The sequence below is a fragment of the Xylanimonas ulmi genome, assembly GCF_004216535.1.
GTDB lineage: Bacteria > Actinomycetota > Actinomycetes > Actinomycetales > Cellulomonadaceae > Xylanimonas > Xylanimonas ulmi.
Window position 1 is genome coordinate 2,828,947 of the sequence record NZ_SGWX01000001.1, and the last position, 13,861, is coordinate 2,842,807.

Sequence of the window (13,861 nt, forward strand, 5' to 3'; positions counted from 1 at the left end):
CCTGTCACGCCCGAGGCCGGGCCCCTCCGTGGGAGGGACCCGGCCTCGGTCTGACACGTCAGGCCTCGACGTCAGGCGATGGCGCCCAGGTCGACCCAGGGGCCGAACGGCGTGGCCCCCGGCTCCTGGTTGCGCGTCCACCACTGGGCCCGCCACAGGTGGCCGTCGTGCGCCACCGTCTCGTTGCCCGTGTAGACCCACGAGTCGGTCCACTCCAGGACCGTGCCCTGCGAGGTCTGCACCTCGGCCCCGACCTCCATCCACGAGCCCCACGGCGAGGCGTCGGGCGCCGCGCCCTGGGTCCACCACTGCGCCTGGTAGACGGCACCCTGGTAGGTCACCCGCTCGCCGCCCGTGTAGACGGCGCTCGGCGAGAACGCCGGGTACTGCGGCGCCGCGGCCTCGACGGTCAGCGGCAGCAGCGTCGTCGTGCCCGACGGCGCGGACACCACCTTGAGCGCGTACTCGCCGGCGGCGGTGTCCGCCGGGATCGTGACCGCGACGTCGGCGCCGCCCGCGGTCACGGGCGCCTCGCCCAGGTCGACGCCCTCGGCCGAGGTGTCGTCGGCCGGCACGAGCGAGACCGCGGCCGCCGTGTTGACCGGCGAGCCCAGCGAGGTGAGGTCGAGCCCGCTGAGCGACGCCGAGGCCGTCGCGCCCGCGGCGACCGTCGCGGGCAGCTCGCCCACCACGGTCCGGGTGCGGGCGAAGGACGGCGTCAGCGGCGAGTTCGCCTGGATGTAGTCGATCCAGGCGTCCCGGTCGACCAGGCCCGAGTCGCGCACGTCGGTCGCCTGCGTGAACGCGCGGAAGTTGTCGCCGCCCGTGCCCAGGAAGTTGAACGTGGCCACCCGGAACGTGTCGGTGGGCTTGACCAGCGTGCCGTTGACGTAGACCGCCAGCACGTTGTCACCGGGGGTCGCGTTGGGGTCGGCCGTGCGGGCCACCCAGGTGACGTTGTCGGACAGGCCGAGGGCCAGGTACGGGCGCGAGGGTCGCGTGCCGTCCGGGTTGGTCTGCCACTGCTGCTCCAGGACCTGCGTGAGCTGGGCGCCGGTGAGCGTCAGCGTCCAGAGGTTGTTGACGAACGGCAGCACCGCGTTGGCCTCGGCGTAGGTGATGACGCCGTCCTCACCGACCTGCAGGTCGGCGCGCAGGCCACCCGGGTTGACGACGCCGATCTGGGCGCCGCCGCGCTCGGGCGAGGCGAGCGAGTCGCGCAGCGCGTTGCCGACCAGGTTGCCGAGCGTGGACTCCGAGGCGCGGTCGTCACGCGTGCCGCCCGTCCAGACGCCGTCCGAGACCGCGCCGCCCGCGAACGCGGTCGTGATGTCGGCCGTGACCTTGCCCACCGGCTGCGAGCCGATCACGTCGGCCTGGGCGAGCGCCGCGTCGACGATGGTCTTGACCTGCGCGACGCGCGGGTAGGCCGCCACCAGCTCGTCGGCCGGTGTCGTCGTGCGGGCGACGTTCTCGACCGTGTAGTCGGTGACCTCGAACGTCTCGGGGTCGATCGTCAGCGACGTGTGGCCCACGAACTCGCCGTAGTTGCCCGTCTGGATGATCGGGCGCGTGCGGTCGGTGCCCGTGATGGGCGCGTCCCACGCGTACTGCTTGTGGGTGTGGCCCGTGAGGATGGCCGCCACGCGCGGGTCGGTGTCGGTGACCACGTGTGCGAACGGCCCACCCGCCGCCACCTCTTGCTCGAGCGTCGCGCCGTCGGGCGTGCCCGCCGAGGCGCCGTCGTGCACGAGCGCGATGACGACGTCGGCCTCGCCGTTGGCGGGGTCGCCGTCCTTGAGCTGGGCCGTGACGCGGTTGAGCGCCTCGACCGGGTCGCCGAAGTCGAGTCCGGCCACGCCCGCGGGCGTGACCAGCGTCGGGGTCTCCTGCGTCACGACGCCGACGAAGCCGACCTCCACGCCCGCGACGTCCTCGACGTCGTACTCGGGCAGCGCGGGCGTCGTCGTGCCCTTGGTGTAGACGTTGGCGCCGAGGTAGGGGAAGTCCGCGGTGTCGGCCACGCGGCCGGTCAGGTCAGCGAAGCCCTGGTCGAACTCGTGGTTGCCGACCGCGCTGACCGACAGGCCCAGAGCGTTGAGCACGTCGAGCGTCGGGGTGTCCTGCTGCAGCGCCGAGGCGAACAGCGAGGCGCCGATGTTGTCGCCCGCCGAGACGAAGACCGTGCCGTCCGGGTTCTGGGCGCGCAGCTGCTCGACCGTGCCCGCGACGTTGACGGTGTTGGCGTCGATCCGGCCGTGGAAGTCGTTGAGGTTGACGATGTCCAGGTCGATCGGGCCGTTCGCGTCGCCCTCACCCTTGGCCAGGCCCACGATGACGGGGTCGTGGTCGGAGGACGCGTACACGTCGGGCGCGTAGAACAGCGTGCCGTGGTAGTTGTACCGGCTGTACTGCAGCGCGACGGACTCCTCGGCGTTGATCTCCCAGACGTCCGCGCCCTGCGCGCGCGCCAGGGCGGGGCCGTTGAGCAGCACGTGGTCGAGCGACCCCGACAGGCCCGAGAAGGAGTACGACCACTGGTTGGTCGCCAGGTGCGAGGCGGCGTCGGTGTAGCCCGCCGCGTAGAGCACCTGCAGCGGGTCCTCCTGCGTGTAGGAGTTGAAGTCGCCGATGAGCGCGACCGACTCGTCCGGGTCGGTCACCGTGGCGAGCCAGTCGCGCAGCGCGGTGGCCTGACGCACACGCGACTCGGTCGAGGCGCCCTGGCCGTCGCCCGTGTCGGCGTCGCCCGGCCACGGGCCCGCCGAGCCCTTCGACTTGAGGTGGTTGACGACGACGAACAGCGGGTCGCCGCCGCCCACGGGGGCGAACTCCTGGCCGATCGGCTCGCGCGCGTTGTCGAACGCCTGGCCCACGGCCGACTGGTCGCCCAGCGCGCGCGAGTCGCCCACACGCTCGACGGAGGCCGGCTTGTAGATGAGCGCGTTGGTGATGACGTCCATGTCGGACGCCGGGGGCAGGTCCGCCGACGACGGCACGAAGGCCCACACCTGGCCGCCCGCGGCGGCGTTGAGGGCGTCGACCAGCGTGGCCAGCGCCTCGTCGTGCGGCTCGCCCAGCGCGGCCGAGTTCTCGATCTCCAGCAGGCCGACGACGTCGGCGTCGAGCGCGTTGATGGCCGCGACGATCTTGTCCTGCTGGCGCTGGAGGCTCGCCGCGTCCCACGCCCCGCGCGGGCCGTTGCCCGGGCAGGAGTTGACGGCGATCGGGGCGCCCGTGCGGTCGGCGTAGTACGAGCAGCCGCCGAAGTCCGCGCCCAGCGTGGTGAAGTAGTTGAGCACGTTGAACGTGCCGACCTTGAGGTCCCCGCCGACGTTCTGCGGGGCCGTGGTGCGGGTGTTCTCGAAGGCGACCGGCTTGGCGCCGTCGGCCGTGACCTGGCGCGTCGGGTCGAGCTTCCACACGTCGTTGCGGTAGTCGACGATGACCGGCTCGGTGAACGTGACCGCCGCGCCCACGCGCACCGGCTCGGTCAGCGAGACGTACGGCGGCGTGAGGCCGCTGTTGGCCGACGACAGGAAGTTGGTCGTGGCGCCGTCGTCGAGCACGACGCCGCGGGCGGCGTTGTCGGCCTCGACCGCGGCGGCCTCGGGCGTGCCCGGTCGGGCGACGTCGGTCGGCTGCAGGAGCGGCGTGTCGCCCGCGGCGAGCCCGACCTCCGAGTACTGGTTGGCCGTGTAGGTGTTCGAGACCGTGAACTGGCCCGGCGCGTAGAGCATCGACTCGAGCGACTCGCGCTGGGGGCCGGCGGCCGGCCAGTCGACGCTCGCCGGGGTGACGGGGGCGGCGTCGGGCAGGACCGTGAGGCTCTGGGCGCTGTCGACCGAGAGCTCGGTGAGCCCGTGGTATTCGCTCACGGTGCCCGTGACCTGGACGGTCTGGCCGATCTGGACGGCGCGGACGGTCGAGGGCGAGTAGACGAAGAGCGCGTCGGAGGCCGTGTGCGTCGCCAGGTCGATCGCCCCGCCCGTGCCGGGGGTCTGGACGACGTAGCCGTCGAGCCCACCGGTCGGGTAGGCGGCCGTGATCACACCCGAGGTGGTGACCGTCTGGCCCACGAGCGGCGAGGCGTCCCCCGCGCCCTGGATCTGGGCGATCGTGTGGGTGTCCTGACCCGGCGTGGGGTCCGTCGGGTCGGTCGGGTCGGTCGGGTCCGTGGGGTCCGTGGGGTCCGTCCCGCTGTCGCCGCTGTTCGACGGCGTCGGCGCGCCCGCCACGAAGTCGGCGCCGTTGACGCCCGTGTTGGCGTGGCCCGTGCGCGCGATCGAGGTGGCGTTGCTGGTCGCCGGCGCGGCGGTGGCGCCCGCCCAGGCGTTGACGCCGCTGCCCCAGCCGACCAGGTCGACGACGTCGGGCAGCGCCGCGCACGCGGCCCCGGCGCAGTTGATGCGGGTCGTGCCCTGCACGAGCGCGACCTTCGCGCCCGTGCCGGACATCGCGATCGTGCCGGTCACGTCGGCCGCGGGCAGCGCGGGCAGCGCGGTATTGGCGCCGAGCGCCTCGCCCACCAGGAAGGAGCCGTGCGCGGGGATGGTGCCGGTCAGGTTGGTCTGGGCGCCGTTCGCCCACGTGCCGCCCGACGAGGCGTACTGGATGGACCAGCCGTCCAGGGTGACGGGTTGGTCGGTCGTGTTCCACAGCTCGATGAAGTCCTGGTTGAGCGGGGCGCCGCTGTTGCCGCCGCCGCCGTAGACCTCGTCGATGACGACGGGCGACTGGGGGGAGACGCTTGCGGCGGCGGGCGCCGCGAGCGCCAGGGTGGTGGGGAAGGCGATCGACGCGGACAGCAGCGCGGCGAGGCCGCCCCTGCGTCGTCGTCCTGCCGGGGACGTGATGGTCACACTGGCTCCTTGATGGATGCGCTGGTAGCGGAGTCACGCAATCAGGCGCAGGTGAACTCGCGGTAACCACCACGTCACGGGCCGGCGTCCACAGAACAACGTCGACAGGGTGACCGGGCTCACACTGCGAGGGGAACCGTAGCGGCCAGGGCGGAGCCTGGCACGTCGGCCCCCCGGCGTGCCCGAGGCTCAGCGGTCCCGGGCCGCCTGCAACGGGAGCAGCCCCGACAGGTCCGCGCGCTCCCCCGACGCCCGCACGCGGCCGTCGGCGACGGCGTCGTCCCAGGTCACTCGGCCCGTGACGAGGCCCAGCCACGTCTCGACGTCGGTCTCCACGACGTTGGGCGGGGTGCCGCGCGTGTGCCGCGGCCCGGGCACCGCCTGGACGGCGCCGGCCGGAGGCACGCGCACCTCGACGGCGTTCCCGGGCGCGACGTCGGCGAGCTCCTCCAGCGTGAAGCGCACCGCCGTCGTCGTCTCTCGCCTCGCGGCCTCGCCGCGCAGCCAGGCGCCGACGGCAGCGCGGCCTGCGGCCGGGTCGGTGCGGCGGCGTGGGGGCATGACGCGACCCTACGCGGCGCTACAGCGTGAACCGGACCCGTCGGTCCGGGATCGACGCCTCGGTCAGCGTCACGCGCGCACGCTCACCCAGCGGCAGGTTCTCGCCGTCGACCCGCGCCCGCACGGCCGGGTCGCGCAACACCACCTCGCCACGCGTCGCGGGGCGGCCCTCGCGCTCCACGACGTCGACCACGACGGCGTCGAACCGCTGGCCCACACGCGGGCCGAGCAGCGCCGCCTCGACGATGTCGACGCACGAGCGCGCGAAGGACGAGGCGACGCGGCCGGTCGCGGCCATCGTCTGCGGCAGGCGCGGCAACGCGTCGACGACCCAGCGCGGCACGTCCCGACCCGCCGAGTGGGCCAGGCACACCTCGGCGCCGTAGCGGTCGACCAGGCGGCGCAGCGGCGCGGTGACGTGCGCGTACTCGGACGCGATCGCCGCGTGGCGCGAGACGCCGTCGACCGCGGGTGAGCCGGCGTCGGGCAGGCGCACCGGCACGCCGTCCGGGCCCGGGACGCCGAACGCGAGGTAGCCGGCGCCGCGGAACAGCGTGGTGGCCTCGTTGAGGAACGCGGCGTGCGCCGGGCGACGCGACTCGAGGCGGGTCAGCAGATCGGGGTACGGCAGGTCATACGGCCAGTCGATGCCGAGCGCGTCGGCGGTGCGGTGCAGCCGCGCGAGGTCGCGCGGGTCCGCGGGCGGCAGCGTGCGAAAGACGCCGACGCCGACCTCGCGCATCATGCGGGCCGCGGCGATGCCCGCGAGCAGCGAGATCTGCGCGTTCCAGCCCTCGACGGGCAGTGTGCGGCGGAAGGTCAGCCCGAACGACCCGTCGCGACGTTGCGCGACCTCCTGCTCCGGCACGTCGAGCGAGACGCCGCCGCGGTCGCGCTCACGCGCCTGACGCAGGCGGCCGACGTCGGCGAGGAGCTGGAGCGACTCGGGAGCGGTGCCGTCGTCGAGCGCGGACTGCGCCTCGCCGTAGGTGAGGCGGGCGCGCGAGCGCACCAGGGCGCGCGCGACGCTCGCCGAGGTGATCTCGCCGTGCGGGTCGAGGCCGATGGTCCACAGCACGGCCGGGCGGTCCTGCGACGGCAGCAGGCTCGCCGCGCCCTCGGACAGCACTGGCGGGTGCAGCGGCGTGCGCGTGTCGGGACCGTAGACCGTGGTGCCGCGGCGGTTGACCTCACGGTCGAGCGCGCTGCCGGGAGTGACGAACGCCGCGACGTCGGCGATGGCGTAGCGCACGATGTACCCGTCGCCCGAGGAGGCGACGTGCACGGCCTGATCGAGGTCCATCGAGCCGGGCGGGTCGATGGTGACGAAGTCGACGTCACGGCGATCCTGCCGGTCGCGCGTGATGTCGCGCTGGGCCGCGGCCCGGGCTTCGTCGATGACATCGGGGGTGAACATGGCGGGCAGGCCGATCTCGGCTCGCAACGCTGCGAGCGCGGCCCGCACCTCGGCGGACGTAGTGGAGGCGAGGCTGAGGTGACGCGTGGGCACGCCTCGACACTAGGGCCGGGCAGCCACGACGGCGCGGCGACGCGGCGAAGTCCCAGCCCCGGGGTGCGCCGAGTGCCGCGCTCGCCCGCCCCAGAGTCGTCGCGTTAGCATGGTCAGACCACATCGCTCGACCTGTCCCCGCCCCATCCCCGCCATTGCGCCACGCCCGAGAAGCCAGAGGCCGTCGTGTCCGAAGTCCTGACCACCCACAGCACTGTGTCGCCGACCGCCGTCGTCGATGAGATGGTCACCACCGGGGCCTACAAGGCGGCCCGACCCGCTCGCAAGATCATGGTCCAGGCGATCCTCGCCTCGTTCGTGTTCGGGGCCGTGACCCTGCTGGCCGGGACGGTCGCGACGCAGACCGGCGTCAACTTCACCGGCGCCCTCGTGTTCCCGATGGCGCTGGTCATCGTCATCCTGCTCGGGCTGGAGCTCGTGACCTCGACCATGGGGCTCGTGCCGCTCGCGTGGTGGCGGGGCCAGGCCCGCGGCGTCGACGTCTTTCGGGCCATCGGCTGGGCGCTGTTGGGCCACATCATCGGCTGCGGCATCTTCGCGTTCGTCGCCTGGGCGACCATCACCGAGATGGGCCACGACCTCGATGCGCCCGTCGCCGTGTGGATCCGCGGCCTGGCCGAGCACAAGACCCACGGCTACCAGGCGCTGGGCGTCGGCGCCGGCCTGAGCCTGGTGTTCCTGCGCGCGGTGCTGTGCAACTGGCTGGTGTCGCTCGGCGCCGTCATGGGCATGACCTCGCGCACCACGGGCGGCAAGATCGCCGCCATCTGGCTGCCCATCACCCTGTTCTTCGGGCTCCAGTGGGAGCACTCGGTGGTCAACCTGTTCGTCATCCCCGCGGCGATGCTCATGGGCGCCGACATCACGTTCGCCGACTGGTGGCTGTGGAACGAGATCCCCGTGATCCTCGGCAACCTCGTGGGCGCCGCGACCCTCACCGGGGCCGGTCTGTGGCTCGCCCACCACGGGTCGATGCCTTGGAGGCGGCGCGAGGTCGCCCCGCGCGTGCGCCACTGAGCCGCCGTCCGGCAGCGTGCCGGTTTCGGATGGTGAGACGTTCTCCCTCCTCAGTGGACGTTCCCCCGCTCAGGCCCTGAACTGACCCCAGGTCACGAGCCCGAGCGACGCGGCCCCACTCCCGGGGCGCGCAGCGATCCCACGGTCGTTCGCTCCGGGGTCTGACCTGGCCGCCGGCCGCCCCCACGGGCGAGTCGCCGCGCGGCGAGCGTGCGACCGAGGAGCCCACGATGCCATCGCTCTCGCCTCTCACGACCCCGGTCGTGATCGTCTCCGGAAACCCCCGCGCCGCTTCCCGCACCCTCGCGGTGGCGCAGACCCTCGCCGCACGCCTGACGGCGCGCCTGGATATCGGCGCCGTCGGCGCCGACGACGTGGCGATCGACGTCATCGAGTTGTCCGACCTCGCGCACGAGCTGTTCGCGGCCGAGCGCCCCGCGGCCGACGCCGCCTTGCGCCGCCTGGCCTCGGCGCCGCTGGCCGTCGTGGCCACGCCCGTCTACAAGGCCTCCTACACCGGCCTGCTCAAGGCCTTCCTCGACCTGTACGGGCCCGACGGGCTGGCCGGCGTCGTCGTCGTGCCCGTCGTCGTCTCGGGCAACCCCGCGCATGCGCTCGCCGGTGAGGCGCACCTGCGGCCCGTGCTCGTGGAGTTGGGGGCCATCGTGCCGACGCGCACCTTCGCGGTGACCGAGGCGCAGCTCGCCGACCTCGACGCCGTCACCGATGCGTGGGTCACCCGTCACCTGTCCGCCCTCGCCCGAACGCTCGGCACGCCCGAGCCGGGCGCCTCCCGCCCGCTCGTGGAGGTCGCGCGATGACCGCCGAGGACCTGGCCCCACTCGAACTGCTGCTCGCCGAACAGGACGAGCCGCAACTGACCCCGGGTGCGTTCAAGGACGTCTTCCGTCGGCACCCGGCGGGCGTCGCCGTCGTCGCGCTGGAGCACGAGGGGCGTCCGGTCGGCTTCACCGCGACCTCCGTCATCTCGGTGTCGGCCGACCCGCCCCTGCTGGCGTTCTCGCTCGCGTCGTCCTCGTCGTCATGGCCCGCGGTCTCACAGGCGCGCACGCTCGCCGTCTCGTTCCTCGCCGACGACCAGGACGACGTCTCGGCCCGCTTCGCGACCAGCGGCATCGACCGCTTCGCCGCGGGCGGCTGGACCGCCCTGCCGACGGGCGAGCCAGTCATCGACCACGCCGTGTCGTGGGTGCGCGCCCGCATCGTCCAGCGCACGCCGGTCGGCGACAGCTACTTGGTCTCGCTGCGGGCGCTTGAGTCGGGGACGTCGGACGCCTCCCCGCTCGTCTACCGTGACCGCGCGTACTACCGCCTGCGCCCCTAATCTGGGTCCCGCAGAGCCTGCCACCCCACCCATCGGTCGGGTGTGGTTTGGTCACTGTGTGGTCGCGGCACCCTTGAGGGCTCGGGATCCCGCGTCGAGCACCTCGACGATGCGGTCGACGTCATACACCGACCCACCCCACATCCCGCCCGAGACGGCCTGCAGCGCCGCCCACAGACGAGTGTCGTCGGGCAGCAACGGGTGCGGACGCATCTGGGGGTGCGGGTTGCGGGCAGCGAGGATCGCGGCCCCCTCATCAGCGGTCACCGGAGCGTCCGAGCCGCCGAGGAAGTCGATGGAACCGACGAGACTGCGGGTGTCGATCCGGATCTCGATCAAGTCACCGTCCCGCAGTTTGGAGATCGGACCGCCAGCAAGTGCCTCGGGGCCGACGTGACCGATGCAGGCTCCCGTCGAGACTCCGGAGAACCGTGCATCCGTGATCAGGGAGATCTGCTTGCCGTAGCTGACGTACTTGAGCGCGTTGGTCACCTGGAAGGTCTCCTCCATTCCGGTGCCGCGAGGCCCCCCGCCGAGGATGACCATGATGTCGCCAGGCTTGACGGACTGGGTCTTGATCGCGGCGATGGCGTCGGCTTCGGCCGTGAACACGCGCGCGGGGCCGTTGTGAAGGAACACGCCGTCGGCGCCGATTCGGGACGGGTCGATGGCGGTGGACTTCACGACGGAGCCCTCCGGAGCGATGTTCCCGGTCGGGAACGTCACGGTTGAGGTGAGACCGCGGGAAGCTGCCGTCTTCGGTGACATGACGATGTCCTCAGCCACCTTGCCCTCCTGCGCACGGAGCGTCTCCTGGAAGCGGATCCGGCGCTCCGAAGTCTCCCACCACTCCAGAACGTCACCGAGAGGGTCGCCCGTGGCGGTGAGCGCGTCGAGGTGCAGCACCCCAAAGTCACGCAAGCGCAGCATTACTTCGGGGACACCTCCCGCGAGGAACATGTGCGCGGTGGGGTGCATGACAGGCCCGTTGGGCAGCACCGAAACGATGCGCGGTACTCGCGCGTTGACCCGCTGCCAATCCTCGACCGTTGGACGACGCAGCCCTGCCTGATGAGCGATCGCCGGAACATGAAGCAGCAGGTTTGTCGACCCGCCAACGGCGGCATGCACCACCATGGCGTTCTCGACCGACTTGTCCGTGAGGATGTCCGACGTCGTCAGACCGCGCGCATGCATCGCGAGCACCGCACGGGCGGCGGCCCGTGCGCCGTCGACCCACACCGGCTCACCGGACGGGGCGAGCGCCGTGTGCGGCAGCGCGAGGCCGAGCGCCTCGGCTACGACCTGGCTGGTCGCAGCCGTGCCCATGAAGTGGCAACCACCACCTGGCGAGGCGCAGGCCCGACATCCGAGGGTCGCCGCATCATCGAGAGTGAGTTCGTTGTTGGAGAAGCGGGCGCCGATTGACTGAATTGCCGCGAGGTCCTCACCCTCGGTGGGCGGCAGGGTGGAGCCTCCGGGAATCAGCACCGTCGGATACTCGCGTTGTGAGGCGAGTGCCATCATTGTTGCAGGCAGCCCTTTGTCACACGTGGCTACACCGAGGATGGCACGGCGACGAGGAAGGGAGCGGATGAGGCGACGCATGGTCTGCGAGCCGTCGTTTCGGTACGGCAGCGAGTCGAACATGCCCTCCGTGCCCTGCGAGCGGCCGTCGCACTGATCAGAGACAAACGTGGCGAACGGCATGCCGCCGAGCTTGGCAACTTGCTCGGCGGCAGCCCGGACCTGCGTCTCCAGTTCGAAATGACCTGAGTGCAGCCCCAGTGCGACAGGTGAGCCGTCGGGGTTGCGTACCCCACCCATGGTCGAGACGATCATGACCTGCGGGCCAAGCATGTTGGCGGTGTCCCAGCCCATTCCGGCAGACTGGGTGAGGCCGAAGATGTCGCCGGACGGCCGATCCCGAAGCATCTGCTGGCTGAGGGGCAGTCGTCCCTGCGGGCCCGGCGCGTTTGACCGGATCGAGTAGATTGACTCGTCTGAGTCGAGTAGAGCGTCGTACATCATCGGACCATCTCCTCCACATCGGCGAGAACACCGGCGATCTGCGCGGCCTGGGCACTACTCGCCTGAAGCAGAGGCGCCGCGGAGTGCGTCTCCATGGCCACGCCGCGCTGCACCATGGCCTCCTTGAGGATCGGGACGAACGGCGAACCGAAGGAGTACAGGGCCATGAGGCGATCGACGACGCGTTGCGTCTCGGCGATGCGGGCCGCTTCTCCGGCGCGAACCGCCGCGGCATAGGCGGCGCAAACCTCCGGGTAGATGTTCGAGAGTCCGCCGACCGCGCCAGCGCCGCCAGAGGCGACGACGTGGGCAAGGTTCTCGTCGAACCCGGCGAAGACGCGGAAGCCTGGGGAGCGGGGCAGCACCGTCGTGATTATGGCGCGCGTGTGGCCGACATCCGAGACCGTGTCCTTGTAGCCCACCACGTTGTCATGCCGTGCAGCGAGGCGGGCCGTCACGCCCGGGGAAATCGTGTACCCGGTGCGCGCTGGATAGTTGTAGAGGTACAGGTCGCCGTCGATCGCCTCGGCGACCTTGTCGAAGTACGCCTCGACAGCCGCTTCTTCAATCGCGAAGTACCAGGGACCAACCACCATCACGGCGTCCGCGCCCGCGGCGAGTGCGTAGTTTGATAGCTCGACCGTCTCGTCAAGGCGCATGCACGCCGTACCAACGATCAACTCGACCCGCCCTGCGACATGGTCGGTCGCCAAGTCTATTAGCTGCGCCTTGGCCTCTGCCGTCATCGAGGCGAACTCGCCGGTGCTGCCGAGGACGACCAGACCGTCGACGCCCCCCTGTACGCAGTGATCGATCACGGCCTTGTTGGCCGCGACGTCGATCTCACCGCCGGCGTCGAAGGCCGTGATGGTCGGCGTGAGGAATTGTGCTGTTTCCACGCGGTGCATTGGGACGCTCCTCCGTCGGTCCTCGGGGACCGTTACTACGGGACTGAGTGGTGAGTGCGAGTTAGGCGAACCTGGAGTGACGAGGAGCTCGCGTCGTGATCACGCCGCGCCGCACCTCGGCACGGAGCAGGTGCGCACCGCCGGTTAACCGGTGCGCGCCCTGCTCCGACCGGTTCACTGCCTGAGCGTGTTGCGCAGTGCGGCCTCTGCCCGCTCAAGAGCATCAGCGGCCGGGACGCCGGACTCGAGGATGCTGTCAAGGATCTCGGAGTTCATCACGGCGATGACCTCGGGCCACGAATGGGTCCGCTGCGAAGCGAGCAGCCCGACCGAGCCCCTCATCTCGAGCAGCGCGTCGAACGGGTTGTTGTAGAAGTACTGCACAAAGCGGTTGTCCGGGTTGTGGGTCACCGCCTCGTCCGACCAGACGCTGGTGTTGACCGGATCGAAGCCGAGCAGCTCCCAGACGCGAACATTCGCTTGCTCTGACAGCTTGGCGAAGGCGACGAACTCGGCTGCCAGCTCGCGGTGCTCGGAGGCGAGCGGAACCGCGGTTCCGGTGCCACCGCCACCGATCGTCACGACGTCGGAGCCGGGCAGGGTGGGCGGAACCGCAACAGCAATCTGCCCTGCGAGGTCAGGCATGTAGTTGATGAAGCGTGAGCCGAACCACACGGGCATGATCACTGCACCGAAGTCGCCGTTGGCGATCGCGGCGAAGCCCTCCTCGGAGTCGGGAGTACCACCTGGAATGATGCCGAGCACGCCCGTCGCGTGCATCTCCTGCAGCATCTCAAAGGCAGCGACGACCTCTGGCGTAGTCAGCTTGAGGATGCCCTCGTCGTCTGTGTAGTCGGCCTCGTGCTGACCAACGAGCAGATGGTGCGTGAACCCGCCCGAGGTCCCAGCGCTGCCCAAATGCGCTCCCGTCTCTGCGTGGAGTTTGACCCCTGCATCACGGAAGTCGTCCCATGTCTCGATAGCAGTCCAGTCGACTCCAGCGGACTCGAGCAGCGGCACGTTGTAGAACGCCACGGTGGCGCCCACGTGGGTAGGGAGCCCTAGCAACATGCCGCCGTGGGTGTACAGGTCGAGCCGCGCCTGCACGAGGTCGTCGAGGTACGGCTCAGCGTAGGGAGCCAGGTCGTACAGAACCTGGGTGCCGATAGTGAAGTTCGGAAACCGCATAACCTCGATGTCAACGATGTCCGGAATCTGCTGGCCTGCCGTGAAGGCCATCTGGAGTTGGTTGTGCATCTCCTGGAGAGGAAGCACGCGCGGCTCGAGGACGATCCCCCGATCGGGGTTCCTGGCATTCCAGGCCGTCGCCATCTCCTGGTAAAAGTCGGCGTGCAAGGCGTTGAAGACCAAGAGGTCCAACGTCGTCGCACCCCCGTCGCCCGCGGTAGCGCCCGCGGCGGGCGCGTCGCCTGCCGCAGGGCCGCAGGCCGAGAGCGCGGCAGCTATCACCGCGGCGGCAGCCGCGGCCATCATCGGTCGCTTCGTCATCCTCATGTCGTTGTCCGTCTCCTTCGACGTATCGGGTCGAGTGCTCGACCTGGCTGCCCCGGTGAGGATCACAGGGGGAGATCGTTGTTGTGGCGTG

General features: G+C 71.1%; 9 protein-coding genes. 3 read left to right on the top strand and 6 right to left on the bottom strand.

All coding sequences use genetic code 11. The features are described 5' to 3' along the window. Nucleotides 1–71 precede the first annotated feature (71 nt). From EV386_RS13155 to EV386_RS13165, 3 genes are all read right to left on the bottom strand, one after another. A complete protein-coding gene (locus EV386_RS13155) occupies nucleotides 72–4,856 on the bottom strand; it encodes an ExeM/NucH family extracellular endonuclease (RefSeq protein ID WP_130416930.1) in 4,785 nt (1,594 codons plus the stop codon). A gap of 195 nt (nucleotides 4,857–5,051) precedes the next feature. After that, a complete protein-coding gene (locus EV386_RS13160; protein WP_130415672.1) occupies nucleotides 5,052–5,423 on the bottom strand; it encodes a sterol carrier family protein in 372 nt (123 codons plus the stop codon). 19 nt (nucleotides 5,424–5,442) lie between these two features. Next, a complete protein-coding gene (locus EV386_RS13165; RefSeq protein ID WP_130415674.1) occupies nucleotides 5,443–6,933 on the bottom strand; it encodes an RNB domain-containing ribonuclease in 1,491 nt (496 codons plus the stop codon). Between the two features lie 216 nt (nucleotides 6,934–7,149). Here EV386_RS13165 and EV386_RS13170 point away from each other — a divergent pair, with 216 nt between their 5' ends. The 3 genes from EV386_RS13170 to EV386_RS13180 all read left to right on the top strand — a co-directional run bounded on the left by EV386_RS13170 (nucleotide 7,150) and on the right by EV386_RS13180 (nucleotide 9,316). Continuing rightward, the gene (locus tag EV386_RS13170) at nucleotides 7,150–7,971 is read left to right on the top strand and encodes a formate/nitrite transporter family protein (protein WP_242607959.1); all 822 of its coding nucleotides are present in this window, start codon (nucleotides 7,150–7,152) and stop codon (nucleotides 7,969–7,971) included. 230 nt (nucleotides 7,972–8,201) lie between these two features. Continuing rightward, complete coding sequence (locus EV386_RS13175) at nucleotides 8,202–8,792, top strand: NADPH-dependent FMN reductase (protein ID WP_130415676.1); 591 nt, start codon at nucleotides 8,202–8,204, stop codon at nucleotides 8,790–8,792. Beyond that, a complete protein-coding gene (locus EV386_RS13180) occupies nucleotides 8,789–9,316 on the top strand; it encodes a flavin reductase family protein (RefSeq protein WP_130415678.1) in 528 nt (175 codons plus the stop codon). The genes EV386_RS13175 and EV386_RS13180 overlap by 4 nt, the downstream gene beginning before the upstream one ends. A 51-nt stretch (nucleotides 9,317–9,367) precedes the next feature. On the opposite strand, the gene EV386_RS13185 is transcribed toward EV386_RS13180, so the two are convergent. The 3 genes from EV386_RS13185 to EV386_RS13195 form a co-directional block, all read right to left on the bottom strand. Then, nucleotides 9,368–11,347 (bottom strand): YjhG/YagF family D-xylonate dehydratase, encoded by a 1,980-nt coding sequence (locus EV386_RS13185; protein ID WP_130415680.1) that lies wholly within the window; start codon nucleotides 11,345–11,347, stop codon nucleotides 9,368–9,370. Further along, nucleotides 11,344–12,255, bottom strand: a complete 912-nt coding sequence (locus tag EV386_RS13190; protein ID WP_130415682.1) for a dihydrodipicolinate synthase family protein — start codon at nucleotides 12,253–12,255, stop codon at nucleotides 11,344–11,346. Before EV386_RS13190 ends, EV386_RS13185 begins: the two co-directional genes overlap by 4 nt. 174 nt (nucleotides 12,256–12,429) lie before the next feature. Continuing rightward, complete coding sequence (locus tag EV386_RS13195; protein ID WP_130415684.1) at nucleotides 12,430–13,770, bottom strand: ABC transporter substrate-binding protein; 1,341 nt, start codon at nucleotides 13,768–13,770, stop codon at nucleotides 12,430–12,432. Between the last annotated feature and the right edge of the window lie 91 nt (nucleotides 13,771–13,861).